Annotated in this window: 15 protein-coding genes and 1 pseudogene; 5 read left to right on the plus strand and 11 right to left on the minus strand. The window is 72.8% G+C overall.

Annotated features, from left to right (window positions below; translation table 11 throughout):
• Positions 1-19: 19 nt before the first annotated feature.
• Positions 20-1105, minus strand: coding sequence for an S-(hydroxymethyl)mycothiol dehydrogenase (locus ACFVIU_RS06905; protein ID WP_385841103.1), 1086 nt, complete (start codon positions 1103-1105; stop codon positions 20-22).
• 147 nt (positions 1106-1252) lie between these two features.
• Between ACFVIU_RS06905 and ACFVIU_RS06910 the strand changes: the two genes are divergently transcribed.
• Positions 1253-2098: a hypothetical protein gene (locus tag ACFVIU_RS06910; protein WP_385841104.1), complete on the plus strand. Its 846-nt coding sequence runs from the start codon at positions 1253-1255 to the stop codon at positions 2096-2098.
• Positions 2099-2128: 30 nt separating this feature from the next.
• Here the strand turns inward: ACFVIU_RS06910 and mgrA are convergent, their stop codons facing one another.
• A complete protein-coding gene (gene mgrA, locus ACFVIU_RS06915) occupies positions 2129-3121 on the minus strand; it encodes an L-glyceraldehyde 3-phosphate reductase (protein WP_385841105.1) in 993 nt (330 codons plus the stop codon).
• 143 nt (positions 3122-3264) lie between these two features.
• Here mgrA and ACFVIU_RS06920 point away from each other — a divergent pair, with 143 nt between their 5' ends.
• Both ACFVIU_RS06920 and ACFVIU_RS06925 read left to right on the plus strand, forming a co-directional pair.
• On the plus strand, positions 3265-4212 hold the full coding sequence (locus tag ACFVIU_RS06920; RefSeq protein WP_385841106.1) for a LysR family transcriptional regulator: 948 nt from the start codon (positions 3265-3267) through the stop codon (positions 4210-4212).
• Positions 4213-4276: 64 nt separating this feature from the next.
• Entirely contained in the window at positions 4277-4792 is a 516-nt protein-coding gene (locus tag ACFVIU_RS06925) for a DUF664 domain-containing protein (RefSeq protein ID WP_385841107.1), read from the plus strand.
• Here ACFVIU_RS06925 and ACFVIU_RS06930 read toward each other — a convergent pair.
• The 8 genes and pseudogenes from ACFVIU_RS06930 to ACFVIU_RS06965 all read right to left on the minus strand — a co-directional run bounded on the left by ACFVIU_RS06930 (position 4774) and on the right by ACFVIU_RS06965 (position 12240).
• Entirely contained in the window at positions 4774-5844 is a 1071-nt protein-coding gene (locus ACFVIU_RS06930; protein WP_385841108.1) for an adenosine deaminase, read from the minus strand. The two genes, ACFVIU_RS06925 and ACFVIU_RS06930, sit on opposite strands and share 19 nt — an antisense overlap.
• Before the next feature lie 31 nt (positions 5845-5875).
• Complete coding sequence (locus ACFVIU_RS06935) at positions 5876-6268, minus strand: VOC family protein (RefSeq protein WP_385841109.1); 393 nt, start codon at positions 6266-6268, stop codon at positions 5876-5878.
• Between the two features lie 259 nt (positions 6269-6527).
• Positions 6528-7454, minus strand: coding sequence for a M48 family metalloprotease (locus ACFVIU_RS06940; RefSeq protein WP_385841110.1), 927 nt, complete (start codon positions 7452-7454; stop codon positions 6528-6530).
• On the minus strand, positions 7451-7831 hold the full coding sequence (locus ACFVIU_RS06945; protein WP_385841111.1) for a BlaI/MecI/CopY family transcriptional regulator: 381 nt from the start codon (positions 7829-7831) through the stop codon (positions 7451-7453). Before ACFVIU_RS06945 ends, ACFVIU_RS06940 begins: the two co-directional genes overlap by 4 nt.
• Before the next feature lie 100 nt (positions 7832-7931).
• The gene (locus ACFVIU_RS06950) at positions 7932-8837 is read right to left on the minus strand and encodes an aldo/keto reductase (protein ID WP_385841112.1); all 906 of its coding nucleotides are present in this window, start codon (positions 8835-8837) and stop codon (positions 7932-7934) included.
• Between the two features lie 35 nt (positions 8838-8872).
• A complete protein-coding gene (locus ACFVIU_RS06955; RefSeq protein WP_385841346.1) occupies positions 8873-10195 on the minus strand; it encodes an aldehyde dehydrogenase family protein in 1323 nt (440 codons plus the stop codon).
• 297 nt (positions 10196-10492) lie between these two features.
• Positions 10493-11125, minus strand: a pseudogene (locus ACFVIU_RS06960) (response regulator); the annotation flags it as partial.
• A complete protein-coding gene (locus ACFVIU_RS06965; RefSeq protein ID WP_385841113.1) occupies positions 11116-12240 on the minus strand; it encodes a sensor histidine kinase in 1125 nt (374 codons plus the stop codon). The pseudogene ACFVIU_RS06960 and the gene ACFVIU_RS06965, both read right to left, overlap by 10 nt.
• A 189-nt stretch (positions 12241-12429) precedes the next feature.
• On the opposite strand from ACFVIU_RS06965, the gene ACFVIU_RS06970 reads away from it, so the two are divergent.
• Positions 12430-13677 carry a serine hydrolase domain-containing protein gene (locus ACFVIU_RS06970; protein ID WP_385841114.1) on the plus strand — a complete coding sequence of 416 codons (1248 nt, stop codon included), beginning with the start codon at positions 12430-12432 and terminating at the stop codon, positions 13675-13677.
• Positions 13678-13839: 162 nt separating this feature from the next.
• The gene (locus ACFVIU_RS06975) at positions 13840-14277 is read left to right on the plus strand and encodes an SPW repeat protein (RefSeq protein ID WP_385841115.1); all 438 of its coding nucleotides are present in this window, start codon (positions 13840-13842) and stop codon (positions 14275-14277) included.
• A 112-nt stretch (positions 14278-14389) separates the two neighbouring features.
• On the opposite strand, the gene ACFVIU_RS06980 is transcribed toward ACFVIU_RS06975, so the two are convergent.
• Positions 14390-14902, minus strand: a complete 513-nt coding sequence (locus tag ACFVIU_RS06980; RefSeq protein ID WP_385841116.1) for a GNAT family N-acetyltransferase — start codon at positions 14900-14902, stop codon at positions 14390-14392.
• Positions 14903-15015 lie beyond the last annotated feature (113 nt).

Here is a 15015-nt window from a genome sequence, read left to right on the forward strand (position 1 = left end):
CGGGGTGTCGCCCCGGACGTCAGAGGAGCACCACCGAGCGCAGGACGTCGCCCTGGTGCATACGCTCGAAGGCCTTCTCCACCTCGTCCAGGGCGATGGTCTCGGTGACGAAGGCGTCCAGGTCGAGCCGGCCCTGGAGGTAGAGGTCGATGAGCAGCGGGAAGTCCCGGGAGGGCAGGCAGTCTCCGTACCAGGACGACTTCAGCGCCCCGCCCCGGCCGAAGACGTCCAGCAGCGGCAGTTCCAGCTTCATCTCCGGAGTGGGCACGCCGACCAGCACGACCGTCCCGGCGAGATCGCGGGCGTAGAAGGCCTGCCGGTACGTCTCCGGGCGGCCCACCGCCTCGATCACCACGTCGGCGCCGAACCCTCCGGTCAGCTCGCGCACCGCCTCGACCGCGTCGGTCTCCCGGGAGTTGACCGTGTGGGTCGCGCCCAGGGTGCGGGCCGTGGCCAGCTTGCGGTCGTCGATGTCCACCGCGACGATCCGCGCCGCGCCCGCCAGCCGCGCCCCGGCGATCGCCGCGGCGCCCACGCCCCCGCAGCCGATGACCGCGACGCTGTCGCCGCGTCCGACACCACCGGTGTTGAGGGCGGCGCCGAGGCCGGCCATCACCCCGCAGCCCAGCAGCCCCGCGGCGGCCGGCGACGCCGCCGGGTCCACCTTGGTGCACTGGCCGGCCGCCACCAGCGTCTTCTCGGCGAAGGCGCCGATCCCCAGGGCCGGCGAGAGTTCCGTGCCGTCGGCCAGGGTCATCTTCTGCCGGGCGTTGTGCGTGCTGAAGCAGTACCAGGGCCGGCCGCGCAGACAGGCCCGGCAACTCCCGCACACCGCACGCCAGTTGAGGATCACGAAGTCCCCGGGCACCACGTCGGTGACGCCCGCGCCGACCGACTCGACCACGCCCGCCGCCTCGTGCCCCAGCAGGAACGGGAAGTCGTCGCTGATGCCGCCCTCCCGGTAGTGCAGATCGGTGTGGCAGACGCCGCAGGCCTGGATCCTGACCACGGCCTCACCCGGGCCGGGGTCGGGCACGGTGACCGTCTCCAGACTGACGGGGGCGCCCTTGCTGCGCGCGACGACGGCGCGGACCTGCTGAGCCATGGCCACTCCTCGGCTGACAGAGCTGACACAGGGGCGAGATGTCGACTGCGTTGCCTATTGCGGCACGCATCTCATGTTCCGCAACGAAGCATCGCGGAGGCCGGGGTGGTGGTCAAGGAGTGCGCTCGGCCGGGCATGATGATCACCATGACCTTCATCGCCCAGACCCCGATCACCGGCCTGGACCTCACCGGGTTCACCGAGCGTGAGCCCGGTCTGTGGACCGACGGGACGGGTGTCATCCTGTCGGTTCACTTCTTCCCCCTCGTCCCGGACCTGCCGGCCCCGCTGCACGAACTGGACCGGCTGCGCTTCGAGAACGCGCACGGCATCGCGCGGTCCGGGGGCGGCCTCATCGAAGCGGTGACCGGGAGCGTGGACGGGGTCCCGGCGCTCCGTCAGCTGATCAAGATGCCCTTGCAGAGCAAGTCCGGGCAGGCCTTCATCGGCAGCTGGACGCTGCCGAAGGACCGGTGCAGCGTGGTGGTGAAGGTGCAGGCCGGCGAGGCCGGGGTGAGCGGCGTGCGAGAAGCCGTGGTGGCGGACCGGGTGGGGTTCACCGACTACTTCCGGCCGCACCCGTACGGCGGCGGCGGACAGCTGGGCGGACTGCCGTACCACGTGGCCGACTTGGAGCAGTGGGACCCCGAGTTCCCGGACCACCCGCTGACCCTGGTCCGTGCGGCGCTGCACCGCATCACGCCGACCGTCACGCTCCACGACCAGTTCAAGGCACTGCCGCCGTTCCCCGGCCCGACACCGCCCCCGCAGAGCGGCCAGGTCCCGCCGCCGTTCCCGCAGGGAGGCCAGGCCCCGCCCCCGTTCCCACAGGAAGGCCAGGCCCCGCCGCCGTTCCCCGCCCCCGCGCAGTACCCGGGGCCGCACGCCCCCGCCACGGGACCCGGCGCCCCGCCGCACCCGGGCACACCGCACCCGGGCCCGGTGCCTCCGCCCGAGCCCCGGCGCGGCTGGTTCCGCCGCAAGGGCGTCTAGAGTCCGCGGCGCGGCGGCCGGGACACCGGGTTACTGCCGTACGATCGCGTCGATCCGCGCCAGTTCCTCCGCGTCGAAGTCCAGGTTCCGGATCGCTCCGACGCTGTCCTCGATCTGCTGGGCGCTGCTCGCGCCGACCAGCGCGGAGGTGACCCGTTCGCCGCGCAGCACCCAGGCGAGGGCCAGCTGGGCCAGCGTCTGGCCGCGGGACTTGGCGATCTCGTCCAGGGCGCGCAGCCGGCCGACCAACTCCTCGGTGACCGCGTCCGAGTTGAGGAACGGGCTGTCGCTCGCGGCACGGGAGTCCTCGGGGATCCCGTCGAGGTAGCGGCCGGTGAGCAGGCCCTGCTCCAGCGGGGAGAAGACGATGGAGCCGACCTGGAGGTCGTCCAGGGCGTCGAGCAGGCCCCCGTCCTCGGGGCGCCGGTCGAGCATCGAGTAGCGCGGCTGGTGGATGAGGAGCGGGGTGCCGAGCCCGGCGAGGATACGGGCGGCCTCCCGGGTCTGCTCGGCGGAGTAGTTGGAGATGCCGACGTAGAGCGCCTTGCCCTGCTGCACGGCCGAGTGCAGCGCGCCCATCGTCTCCTCCAGCGGAGTCTCCGGGTCGGGGCGGTGCGAGTAGAAGATGTCGACGTAGTCCAGGCCCATCCGCTTCAGGCTCTGGTCCAGCGAGGACAGCAGGTACTTGCGCGAGCCCCATTCGCCGTAGGGGCCGGGCCACATCAGATAGCCGGCCTTGGTGGAGATGACCAGCTCGTCGCGGTACGGCGCGAAGTCGGCCTTCAGCGCCTCGCCGAACGCGGACTCGGCGGCGCCGGCCGGCGGGCCGTAGTTGTTGGCCAGGTCGAAGTGGGTGACGCCGAGGTCGAAGGCGCGGCGCAGGATGGCACGCTGGGTCTCGACGGACCGGTCCGGTCCGAAGTTGTGCCACAGGCCGAGGGACAGCGCGGGGAGTTTCAGGCCGCTGCGTCCGGTGCGCCGGTAGGGCATGTCGGCGTAACGGTCGGGGTGTGCGGTGTACAACGCGACTCCAGAGGGGTTGGCACACGGTATCCCGGTTCCGGTGAGCCCTGCGGCTCCCCGTCACCGGTACCACTCTCGCCCGGGCGGTGTGCAGCGGTCCAACAGAAGAATCCGATGGGATTCAGCGACTAGGCTGCTCAATCATGGAACTGCGCCAGCTCGAGCACTTCGTGGCGGTGGCCGAGGACCGGCATTTCACCCGGGCCGCCGAACGCCTGATGGTGTCGCAGTCGGGTCTGTCCGCGTCCATCCGGGCGTTGGAGCGGGAGCTGCGGGCGCCGCTGTTCGTGCGGACGACCCGGCGGGTGACGCTGACCGAGGCGGGCCGCGCCCTGCTGGTGGAGGCCGAGCGGGTGCTGGCGCAGGTGCGCTCCGCGCACGAGGCGGTGGCCGCGGTGCAGGGCGTGCTGCGCGGCACGCTGGCGCTCGGCACCGAGCAGTGCATCGCCGGGGTGCAGGTGGCGCGGCTGCTGGCCGCGTTCCGCGGGCGCCATCCGGACGTGGAGATCCGGCTGCGCCAGGCGGGTTCGGGCGCACTGGCCGAGGAGGTCGCGGCGGGGCGGCTCGATCTGGCCTTCGCCTACCGCACCCAGGCGGACACCGACCAGCTGCGTTCGGTGTCGCTGACGAGCGAGCCGATGACCGTGCTGTGCCACCCGCGGCACCGGCTCGCCGCCGCGGCGGCCCCGGCCGTGCTCGGCCCGGACGACCTCGCCGGGGAGGTGTTCGTGGACTTCCACCCGGACTGGGGTCCGCGCCGGACCACCGATGCCGCGTTCACCGCGGCGGGTGTCCGGCGCACGGTCGCGCTGGAGGTCAACGACGTGCACAGCCTGTTGGACCTGGTGGACGAGAACCTGGGGATCGCGGTCGTACCCCGGCACTTCCGGCACAAGCGGCCCGCACTCACCGCGCTGCCGCTGAAGGGCGCCGGGGCGGCGCAGTACGAGACGGTCGCGCTGCTGCCGCCCGAGCGGTCCACGAGCCCCGCCGCCCGCGCGCTCGTCACCCTGCTGGGAACCCTGGACACCCTGCGCACGCCGGAGACACCGCGGGGCGGGGCACCGGCGCCGTCCCGGCCGGGCTGCTGACCCCGCCGGCCGGGTCACCGGATTCCGGGCGCGGGCGGGACGGCTCTTTGCGATGGTGGACGGTATGCATGCCAAGGACATCCTCATCGACGGCTACGGCCGCATCCGGGAAGAAGTCCATGCCGCCCTCGACGGCATCGGCCCCGAGGCGCTGCACCACCGCCCGGCGCCCGACGCCAACTCCGTCGCCTGGCTCGTCTGGCATCTCACCCGGGTGCAGGACGACCACGTCGCCGCCGCCTTCGGCCTCGACCAGGTGTGGCTCTCCCAGGGCTGGGAGAAGCGCTTCGGCCTCGATCTGCCCCGGCAGGACACCGGCTACGGGCACAGCCCCGCCAAGGTGGCCAAGGTACGGGTCGAGTCGGCCGACCTGCTGACCGGGTACTACGACGCCGTCCACGAGCAGACCCTGGGCGCCCTGCGCGCCCTGGCCGCCAAGGATCTGGAACGGATCGTGGACGAGCGCTGGGACCCCCCGGTCACCCTGGGGGTCCGCCTGGTGAGCGTCCTGTCCGACGACCTTCAGCACATCGGACAGGCTGCCTACCTCAGGGGGCTGGTTCAGAGCGCGGCCGCGTAGCCGGGCAGCACCACGTCCTCGATGAGGGCCTTGCGCTCGTCGAACGGGATGAAGGCGCTCTTGAGGGCGTTCACCGTGACCGTGCGCAGGTCCTCGACGGTCCAGCCGGCCTCGTCGACCAGCAGGGACATCTCCCGGGTCATCGTCGTGCCCGAGACCAGCCGGTTGTCGGTGTTGAGGGTGACCCGGAAGCCCAGGTCCTTCAGGGCCGTGATCGGGTGCTCGGCGATCGAGGTGGCGCAGCCGGTCTGGAGGTTGGAGGTGGGGCACATCTCCAGGGCGATGCGGCGGTCGCGCACCCAGGAGGCGAGCCGGCCCAGCTTGCCGTCCACGATGTCCTCGGTGAGGCGTACGCCGTGGCCGATGCGCTGGGCGCCGCACACCTGGAGGGCCTGGTGGATGCTGGGCAGGCCGTGCGCCTCGCCGGCGTGGATGGTGAACGGCACGCTCTCGCGGCGCAGGTGCTCGAAGGCGGCCAGGTGGTCGGCGGGCGGGAAGCCGTCCTCGGCGCCGGCGATGTCGAAGCCGACGACGCCCGCGTCCCGGTAGGCGACGGCCAGGTCGGCGGCCTCGCGGACCCGGTCGAACATGCGCATGCCGCACAGCAGGGTGCCGACGCGGACCGGCGTGCCGGCGGCGGCCGCCTTGGCCATACCGGCGGCCAGGCCCTGCTGCACGGTCTCCACGACCTCGCTCATGGTCAGCCCGCCCCGGGTGTTCAGCTCCGGCGCGTAGCGCACCTCGGCGTAGACGACGCCGTCGGCGGCCAGGTCGAGGACGTACTCCTCGGCGGTGCGCAGCAGGCCCTCGCGGCTCTGCATGACGGCGAGGGTGTGCTCGAAGGTGGCTATGTAGCGGACCAGGTCGCCGGAGTTGGCGGCCTCGAAGTACCAGGCGGCCAGCTCGTCGGGGTCGGTGGTCGGCAGGGTGTGGCCGATCTCGGCGGCGAGTTCCACGACGGTGGCGGGGCGCAGGCCGCCGTCGAGGTGGTCGTGCAGGACGGCCTTGGGCAGCCGGCGGAGGGTCTCGGGGTCGATGCGGTGCGCGGTCATGGCAGCGTTCCTCGGGTGGTGCGGTGGGATCTCAGTGGGTGGCGGGCTGGAGCAGGTCCCAGCGGTTGCCGTACAGGTCCTGGAAGACGGCGACGGTGCCGTACGGCTCGTGCCGCGGCTCCTCCAGGAAGGTCACGCCGGCGGCGGTCATCCGGGCGTGGTCACGGGCGAAGTCGTCGGTGTGCAGGAAGAAGCCGACGCGGCCGCCGGTCTGGTCGCCGGTGCGGGCGCGCTGCGCCTCGCCCTTGGCGCGGGCCAGGAGCAGACCGGTGCCGGGTCCGTCGCCCGGCTCCACGACGACCCAGCGGGAGCCGTCGGGGCGCGGGGCGTCCTCGGCCAGGCGGAAGCCGAGGGCCTCGGTATAGAAGCGGATCGCCTCGTCGTAGTCGTCGACGACAAGGGTGACCAGGGCGACGCGTCGCATCGGAACCTTCCGGTGGGGGTGGTTAGCCGAGGAGGTTATACGTAAAACCCGACGGATGCCAGTCCCTCTTCTACGCGCGTCGCTACGCCGGTTCGGCGGGCCTGGGCAAGGGCACGGGAGCGGGCGGAGCAGGCCGGCAGCGGCGCGGCCGGCACGGGGTGGACGGGGGCCGACGAGCAGGACCTGGCCACGCTGTGGAACCGGGCCACCGGACGCCTCGTCCGTCGCACGCTCGACGGGCCCGCGTGAGGAGTGGCCGTCAGGGCCGCTCTTCGCCCTGGGCGACCTCGATGCGGTGATGGAAGTCGGCCATCCCGGTGACCGAGGCCACGCAGGAGCCGGCGGCGCAGACGAGCAGCAACGCGGCGACGGCGCGGCCGGCGCGGGGCGCGAGCGGAGCTGCCAGCAGGGCCTGGACGCGCTGGGGGACCGGGCCGCCGGCCGCCGCGGCGGCGAAGGCGGGACGCGACGAAGGGGCCGACTGACCGGCGAGAGCCGCGCGGGCGATGGCTCGGGCGGTCAGCCGCCGGTCGCCGACCGAGGCGGCGGCGTCCTCGTCGGCCGCGCGCTCGGCGGCCAGCCGGATGGAGTCGCGGACCCGGCGGAGCGCGGGATGGCAGTGCGCGGCCAGTTCGGCGGCGGCGAGGAAGTAGTGGTGGCCGCCCGCGTTGTGGGCCCGCTCGTGGGCGAACAGCGCCTCCCGCTCCTTGCCGTCCAGGCTGCGCAGCATCGCGGTGGTGACGACGATCCGGTGCGGGCGGCCCGGCAGGGCGTAGGCGTCGGGGCGGGGCGAGTCCACCACGCACAGGTCCCCGGCGGCGGGGCCGCGCCCGGCCTCGGTGCGGGCCGCGCGGAAGGCGCGGGTCTGGCGCAGCACCGAGCGGACCAGGCTCAGCGCGCACACGGCGAGCGCGCCGACGGAGGTGGCCGCGGCCGGGAGCACGACGAGGTCGGAGGCGGTGCGCAGCGGGTGGACCAGCTCGCCGAACGCGGCGAAGAGCGGCAGCTTGAGCAGCCCGGTGAGCACGAACGCGCCGAGCGCCGCCAGCGAGCAGCCGGCGAAGACGACCGCGCATCCGGTGAGCGCCCACAGTGCGGTCAGGGGCGCCAGCCGGGCGACGGCGCGCCGGGCCAGCGAGGGCAGCGTGCAGGGCAGCAGCAGGGGCAGCAGGAGCAGCGCGGTCATCGGTCGTCGGATTCGAGCAGATCGCGCAGGATGCGTTCGTCGTCGGGGTTGAGCTGGGCGACGAAGCGGGCGAGGACCGTCTCGCGGTCGCTGTCCCGGTCCAGCTCGCTGTGCATGCGGCGGGCGGTGAGGCCCTGGGCGTCCTGCGCGTCGCGGACCGGCGCGTAGGCGTAGCCGCGGCCCTGGCGTTCCCGCTCGACCACGCCCTTGTCGTACAGCCGGGTGAGGATCGTGGTGACCGTCGTACGGGCGAGCTCCGCGCCGAGGCTGCGCTGGACCTGGGCGGGCGTCTGGGGGACGCCGGCGGCCCAGAGCGCGGCCATGACGCTCGCTTCGAGCTCGCCCGCCGGCCGGCGCTCGTCCTTCGCCTCGGTCATGGAACGTCCTTCACCCCGTCTTCGCCTGCGGCGGCCCGTGCGCCCGCCCGTCCGATGGTAGTCAATCGTTCCTTCGTACGGCTGTACCCCCTGGGACCGGTCAGCCGGCGGTGGTGTGCAGGGCGTCCAGCCGCTTCTGTTCGTCCGCGGTGAGGCGCAGGGCGCCCGCGGCGACGTTCTGCACGAGGTGGTCCGGGTTGCCGGTGCCGGGGATGGCGAGGACGTGCGGGCCCTGGTGCAGGGTCCAGGCGATGCGGATCTGCGCGGGGCTCACTCCGTGTGCGCGGGCGATGTCGCGCACGGTGTCGTCGTGGTCGTCGGTCGCCGCTTGGGCCGCGGCCTCGCCGGCGACGGCGTAGAACGGCACGAAGGCGATGCCGTGCTCGCCGCACAGGCGCAGCATCTCGTCGTCGACGGGGTCGGGCCGGTCCAGGGCGTACCGGTTCTGCACGGAGACCACCGGGGCGATCTCCAGGGCCTCGGCGAGGTGGTGCGGTGCGACGCCGGAGATGCCGAGGTGCCGGATCATGCCCGCCTCGCGCAGTTCGGCGAGGGCGCCGAAGTGCTCGGCGATGGAGTCCTGCCTCATCCGCCGCAGATAGACGAGGTCGAGGTGGTCGCGGCCGAGCTGGCGCAGGTTCTCCTCCACGTGGCCGCGCAGCTGGTCGGGGCGGGCCGCGGTGCCCCACTCGCCGTGGTAGTCGCGGAACGGGCCGACCTTGGCGGCGATCACCAGGTCCTCGGCGTACGGGGCCAGCGCGGTGTTGATCAGTTCGTTGGCGGAGCGGGTGGCGGAGAAGTAGAAGGCGGCGGTGTCGATGTGGTTCACGCCGAGTTCGACGGCCCGCCGCAGCACCGCGAGGGAGCGGGTGCGGTCGCTCGGGGTGCCGAGGTGGAAGGCGGCGCTGCCCGTCAGCCGCATGGCGCCGAGGCCGATGCGGTGGACGGGCAGATCGCCGAGGGTGAAGGTGCCGGACGCGTCCGCGGTGATCGCTGCTGTGCTCATCGGCGGATGATCGCACAACCGTCCGGCCTGCCGCGTCAGTTCAGGGGCTTGGCGAGGACCGCCTTGCGGTGGCTGAACGTCTCGATGGAGTACCGGCCGTGGTAGTTGCCCATGCCGCTCTCGCCCACCCCGCCGAACGGCAGGTCGGAGACGGTGAGATGGGCCAGCGGCAGGCCGTAGCCGAGGCCGCCGGAGGAGGTCTCGGCGGCGATCCGCGCCCGGGTCTCGTCGGACTCGGAGAACACGTACAGGGCGAGCGGCTTGTCGCGGTCGTTGATGAAGGCGATCGCCTCGTCCAGGCCGGCGACGGTGACGATCGGCAGGATCGGGCCGAAGATCTCCTCCTGCATGACGGGCGCCTTCGGGTCGACGTCGGCGAGGACCGTCGGCGCGATGTACTTGGCGGTGCGCTCGCTCGCGCCGCCGACCGCGATCCGGCCCGAGTCGAGCAGGGCGGTCAGCCGGTCGAAGTGCCGTTCGTTGATGATCCGGCCGTACTCCGGGGAGTTCTGCGGGTCGGTGCCGTACAGGGTCTCGACCGCGCGGACCAGCGCGGCCTCCAGGGCGGGGGCGGTCTCCGGGTCGGTCAGGACGTAGTCGGGGGCGACGCAGGTCTGGCCGGCGTTGAGGAACTTGCCCCGGGCGAGACGGTCGGCGACGGCGTCGAGGTCGGTGCCGCGGTCCACGAACACCGGGGACTTGCCGCCCAGTTCGAGGGTGACCGGGGTGAGGTGTTCGGCGGCGGCGCGCATCACGATCCGGCCGACGGTGCCGTTGCCGGTGTAGAAGATGTGGTCGAAGCGCTCGGCGAGCAGGGCCGTGGTCTCCGGGACGCCGCCCTCGACGACGGCGACGGCGTCGGTGTCGAGGTAGGCCGGGATCAGCTCGGCCAGCGCGGCGGAGGTGGCCGGGGCGAGTTCGCTGGGCTTGGCGACGACCGCGTTGCCGGAGGCGAGCGCGCCGACGAGCGGGGCGAGCAGCAGCTGCGCCGGGTAGTTCCAGGGGGCGATGACGAGGACCACGCCGAGCGGGTCGTACTGCGTCCAGGCCGTGGCGTCGGCGCCGAGGTGGGCCGGGACGGGCGCGGGCTCGGGCCGCAGCCACTCCGCGAGATGCTCCAGGGTGTGGTCGATCTCCCGGATGGTGAAGTCGATCTCGGTGCGGTAGGCCTCGGTGCTGCTCTTGCCGAGGTCCGCGTGGAGGGCGGCGGCGAGGTCGGCACCGCGCTCCGTGAGCATCGCGCGCAGCCGGCGCAGCTGCTCGGTGCGCCACTCGACGGGCTTGGTGCGGCCGGTGGCGAAGGTGGCGCGGAGCCGGGCGACGACGTCGGCGGGCTGCTCGGGGGTGGGGTGGTTCACGGGTGCCTCGCTGCTGGTCAACGTTTCAGATGTAAAGGCCAACCTTTCACGTCCTCAAGTTAATTCCGCCGGCCCCCTGGAGTGGCCGAGGTCACATGGCGGCCGGTCCGGTTCCGGAAGTCGCGTGCGTGACGCTCAAGGTCCCGCAGGTTCCGCACGGAACCCGTCGGCGGCGGGGGCCAGGGGGACGGCGAAGTCGTCGGGCACACAGGGCTGTCCGGGCATGTCCTCTTGGCGAGCCGGATGCCGGGCCGGGGGTGACTGACCGGCTGCGCCGGGCTCGGGGCCGCCATGGCGGCGAAGGTGGGCCAGGACGGCGCGGACCCGGCGGTGGCCGCTGTCGCCGGCCGACAGGCCGAGTTTGAGGAAGACGCTGCCGATGTGTTTGTGGACGGCGTTGTCGGTGACGAAGAGCCGCTGGGCGATGGTGGCGTTGTCGTGCCCTTCGGCCATCAGGGCCAGGACCTCGCGCTCGCGGGGGGTCAGGGTGTCCACGGGATCGCCGCGGACGGCGAGGAGCTGGGCGATGACCTCGGGGTCCATGGCGGTACCGCCGGCGGCCACGCGGCGCAGTGCGTCGGTGAACTCCGCGATGCGGCTCACCCGGTCCTTGAGCAGATAGCCGATGCCGCCACGGGTGTCGGAGAGGAGGCGGCCGGCGTATTCCTGCTCGACGTACTGGGACAGGACCAGAACAGGAAGTCCGGGGCGGTCGCGGCGGGCCCGGAGGGCGGCGCGGATGCCCTCGTCGCGGAAGGTCGGGGGCAGCCGCACGTCGACGATGGTGACGTCCGGGCGGTGGGCCTCGACTGCGGCGAGGAAGCCGGAGGCGTCCTCCGTGATCGCGGCGACCTCGAAGCCCTGGGAGCCCAGCAGGAGTTCGAGTCCGGAGGACAGCAGGACGTTGTCCTCGGCGATGACTACGCGCACGGCAGCTCCACGGTGACGGTGGTCGGCCCGCCCGGCGGGCTGGTGATCTTCATGGTGCCGTCCAGGGCGGCGGCGCGGCGGCGCATTCCCTCCAGGCCGCTGCCCCGGGATGCGTCCGCCCCGCCGGCCCCGTCGTCGGTGATCTCCGCGGACAGCATCGCGCCGTTCCGGGTGACGTGGACGGCGGCCTTGGTGGCGCGGCTGTGCCGGGCTATGTTCGCCAGCGCCTCGGTGACGGCGAAGTAGGCGACCGCCTCGACAGCGGCGGGGACCTCGCCGAGATCGCCGATGTCCATGCGGGTCGGCACGCCGGCCCTGTCGGCCAGGGTACCGAGCGCGCCTTCGAGGCCCTGGTCGGCCAGGACCGGCGGGTAGATGGTGCGGATGACGGAGCGCAGCTCGGCCATGGCCTCCTCGGTCTCGGCCTGGGCCTGCCGTACGAGCGCGGCGGCCGCGTCCGGGTCCTGGGCAAGGCTGTTCCCGGCCACGGCAAGCCGTATGGCGATGGCCACCAGCCGGGCCTGGGTGCCGTCGTGCAGGTCGCGTTCGATCCGGCGGAGTTCCGCGCCGTGCGCCTGAAGGACATCGGCGCGCGTCCGGGTGAGTTCGGTGACGCGCGCAGCCAGTCGTTCCGCGGGAGACGGCGCCAGGACTGCCAGGCAGCACCGCGCGTGCAGCCGGGCGAGCGGCGGCAGGGCGACGGCCGCAAGAGCCGCAAGGAGCAGGAGTTGCGCCAGGTTGACCGTCAGCGCGGAGGCCCAGCTGTCGACACGGACTCCGAACAGCAGCAGCCGTGGCGGATCCGACGCGGGGAAGGCCCGCCACGCCACGGTGACGACGACGGTGAGGAGCAGGTTGCCCAGGCACAGCAGGGCAAGCAGGCCCGCGGGCAGGCCGGTGGCCACCTGCGTCACGAGCCATGCGAGGTCTCGGCGCAGGGCACGGGGGCGCGGCTCCACCGGCCGGGCCAGCACCGCCCCGGCGCGCCGGCGGTGGCGCTCCGCCCAGGGAGTTGCCAGCGACGGCAGGCACAGCAGTGGCGCCGCCACGAGTGTCACCGTCGCGGTCAGCAGGGTGCCGAGCAGGTAACGTCCGCTGCGCCCGGTTCGGACCAACCGTGCGCGGGCCTCACCTGTCACGCCGTGCACTGGTCCACCCTCGTCTGTCGAGCGGGACCCGGAAGGGGCCCTCGGACCCGCCACTGTATGGGCCGGGAGCCCCGGCGGCACTACAGCCACCTGTAGGTTCCCGGCGGCCGCCTGCGGTAGCGACATGCGGTTCGACGCTTGCCTAGCGTCTGCTCCATGAGATCGACGACCCCGGCCTCCGCGCCGCAGAACCGCCCTTCCCAGCAACGTCGCCGCCGGATCGGCCGGGGGTGGCCGGCCGTCGCTGCGGCCGTACTCGGCACAGTGGGTGCGGCCATTGCCGTCCAGTCCTCGGACGGCGCGACCGCGCGGTCCGCGCCCGGCTACCAGCAGGAGGACCTGCGCCGGGACACCGGTGCCATCCGGGCGCTGGGAATCACCGGCGTCCAGGCGCGGGTGACCACCGCTTCCGGCTGGGATCTGGTGGCCACCGCCGGCGTCGCCAGGGCGGGCGGGAACCGCCCGGTGCCCCGCAACGGCTACTTCCGGATGGCGAGCACCGGCAAGGCGCTCATGGCCACGGTGGTCCTTCAGCTGGCCGACGACGGCAAGCTGTCCCTGGACGACACGGTGGACCACTGGCTGCCCGGTGTGATCGACGGCAACGGCAACGACGGACGGAAGATCACCGTGCACCAGCTGCTGCAGAACACCAGCGGCCTCCACGACGACCTGCCCGGCTTCGACACCCCGCAGCAGTACTACCGGCACCGCTACGACACCTACACCCCCGAACAGATCGTCGCGAGGGCGATGAAGCACCACCCGGACTTCCGGCCGGGCACCGGCTGGGGTTACTCCAACACCGGCTACGTCGTCCTCGGCATGATCGTCGAGAAGGCGGCCGGGCGCCCCTGGCAGCAGGAGGTCGGGAGCCGGATCCTGAAACCGCTCGGCATGGACCACACCTACCTGCCGGGCACCGCCTCCACCCTTCGCCGCCCGCACGCCGACGGCTACCAGGTCTTCGCCTCCGGCGAACGGACGGACGTCACCGAACAGATCGTCCCCGACCTCGGCGGCTACGTGTCCACCACGGCGGACGTCAACCGGTTCTTCCGGGGGCTGCTGGGCGGCAGGCTGCTGTCCCGGGCGCGCATGGCCGAGATGCAGGACACCGTGCCCGTTCCCAAGCGGTTCGAGGTGTTCTGGCCCGGCGGACGCTACGGCCTCGGCTTGGTCAACCGCCCCCTGAGCTGCGGCGGGAGCTACTGGAGCCACGAAGGAGGGGAAGCCGGCTACATCACCCTGAACGGCGCCACCGACGACGGCAGCCGCACCGTCACCGTCTCCATGTCCACCAGCTTCAACGACCTCCCTGAGACGATCCGGCAGCAGAAGGCCGCCAGCGCCCTCGTCGACCGGGCGTTGTGCGACACCTCCGGCAACGGACGGAGAAGGTAGCCGCCCAGCCCGTTCGTGCCGCGCGCCCCTCACATCTGTGTACCGGTACCAGCCCACCCACCTCTACACATAAAGGAGAAATAAGGGCAAACTAATGACAGGCGGCGCGTACCGCACACCGCACTGGCTGCGGTCCGGCCTGAAAGGCAAAGGAGACGAGTCATGGCCAACGTCTCACACAGGGGTGACATAACGAGCCACCCCGATGTCTCCGAAATGCGGGCTCGCTACGCCCGCATGCTCGGCGGTCGCGATGTGGCGCTCGTGGACGGACCGGTATTCCTGCTCGGTCTGTACTGCGCGGCATCGCCGTGGATCGTGCACTACACAGCGAGCCAGCCGGCGCTCATGACGCACAATCTGATCATGGGGATCGCGATCGGCCTGCTGGCCCTCGGATTCACCCGGGCCCCGGAGCGGATGTACGGCCTCAGCTGGGCCATGTGCGCCATGGGCGTGTGGCTGATCATCGCTCCCTGGATCGTGGGCAGCGGCCCGGACGCGGGCGTGATCATCAACAACATCGTCATCGGCGCACTGGCGATCGTCCTCGGACTGGTCTGCGCCGGTACGGCGGCCAAGAGTGTCCCCAGGCCTTGAGGAGAAGACCGAGGAAGGGAGAGTCACCTGAACAGGAACATCGACCAGGCCGGTCCGCCCGGGCGGACCGGCCCCTTCATGTGCCGCCAGGACACGGACCGGACAGGGCGGCTCAGCCGCTCACGGTGAAGGACATCCACACATCCGGGGCCAGCTCCGGCCGGTCTGGCACCGGCCGGAGCTCACGGGTCCAGGCATCCCCCGCGGCATCCTCCGCGACCCGCTGCCAGAAGCGCACGGCGACGGGGTTCTCCTGCTGGTAGGCGATCTCCCACGGCCCGGGGTGCCGGGCCAGCACCGCCCGGACGGCCCGCAGCCCGAGGCCCCGGCGGCGCGCGCCGCGCACCACGAAGAAGCTGTTCAGAACCCGCACCGGGCCGTCCAGTGCGCGCACGAAGGCGAACCCGGCGGGGCGTTCGCCGCACAGCAGCAGGTACGGCGCCCAGCCGGGAGCGGTGAAGGCGGAGTCCACGCGCTCGCTGCGGAAGCCACCGTCGGCGGCCGGCAGCACACCCGCGTACTCGGACAGGTCATGCCGGAACATCAGCCACAGCCGTTCGACGGTGGGCCGGTCATCGGGGGTCGCGGACCGGACGAGCAGGTCCGGAATCATGGTTTCGGTCATGAACGAGAGCCTCCCCCGGGGGGCGTGGGGGGGGGCCCGGGTGTAGGCCGTGGGGCGCGGCGCCCCCCCCGGCCCGGGCGGCCGCCGCGCCGGGGGTCAGGCCCTTGTAGCGG

Source organism: Streptomyces sp. NPDC127190, from assembly GCF_042672505.1.
GTDB lineage: Bacteria > Actinomycetota > Actinomycetes > Streptomycetales > Streptomycetaceae > Streptomyces.

Bases quoted from the DNA above. Each gene is read 5' to 3' on its own strand.
- ACFVIU_RS06905 (WP_385841103.1), bottom strand. From the start codon at position 1,105: ATGGCTCAGCAGGTCCGCGCCGTCGTCGCGCGCAGCAAGGGCGCCCCC.
- ACFVIU_RS06910 (WP_385841104.1), top strand. From the start codon at position 1,253: ATGACCTTCATCGCCCAGACCCCGATCACCGGCCTGGACCTCACCGGG.
- ACFVIU_RS06920 (WP_385841106.1), top strand. From the start codon at position 3,265: ATGGAACTGCGCCAGCTCGAGCACTTCGTGGCGGTGGCCGAGGACCGG.
- ACFVIU_RS06925 (WP_385841107.1), top strand. From the start codon at position 4,277: ATGCATGCCAAGGACATCCTCATCGACGGCTACGGCCGCATCCGGGAA.
- ACFVIU_RS06930 (WP_385841108.1), bottom strand. From the start codon at position 5,844: ATGACCGCGCACCGCATCGACCCCGAGACCCTCCGCCGGCTGCCCAAG.
- ACFVIU_RS06935 (WP_385841109.1), bottom strand. From the start codon at position 6,268: ATGCGACGCGTCGCCCTGGTCACCCTTGTCGTCGACGACTACGACGAG.
- ACFVIU_RS06940 (WP_385841110.1), bottom strand. From the start codon at position 7,454: ATGACCGCGCTGCTCCTGCTGCCCCTGCTGCTGCCCTGCACGCTGCCC.
- ACFVIU_RS06945 (WP_385841111.1), bottom strand. From the start codon at position 7,831: ATGACCGAGGCGAAGGACGAGCGCCGGCCGGCGGGCGAGCTCGAAGCG.
- ACFVIU_RS06950 (WP_385841112.1), bottom strand. From the start codon at position 8,837: ATGAGCACAGCAGCGATCACCGCGGACGCGTCCGGCACCTTCACCCTC.
- ACFVIU_RS06970 (WP_385841114.1), top strand. From the start codon at position 12,430: ATGAGATCGACGACCCCGGCCTCCGCGCCGCAGAACCGCCCTTCCCAG.
- ACFVIU_RS06975 (WP_385841115.1), top strand. From the start codon at position 13,840: ATGGCCAACGTCTCACACAGGGGTGACATAACGAGCCACCCCGATGTC.
- ACFVIU_RS06980 (WP_385841116.1), bottom strand. From the start codon at position 14,902: ATGACCGAAACCATGATTCCGGACCTGCTCGTCCGGTCCGCGACCCCC.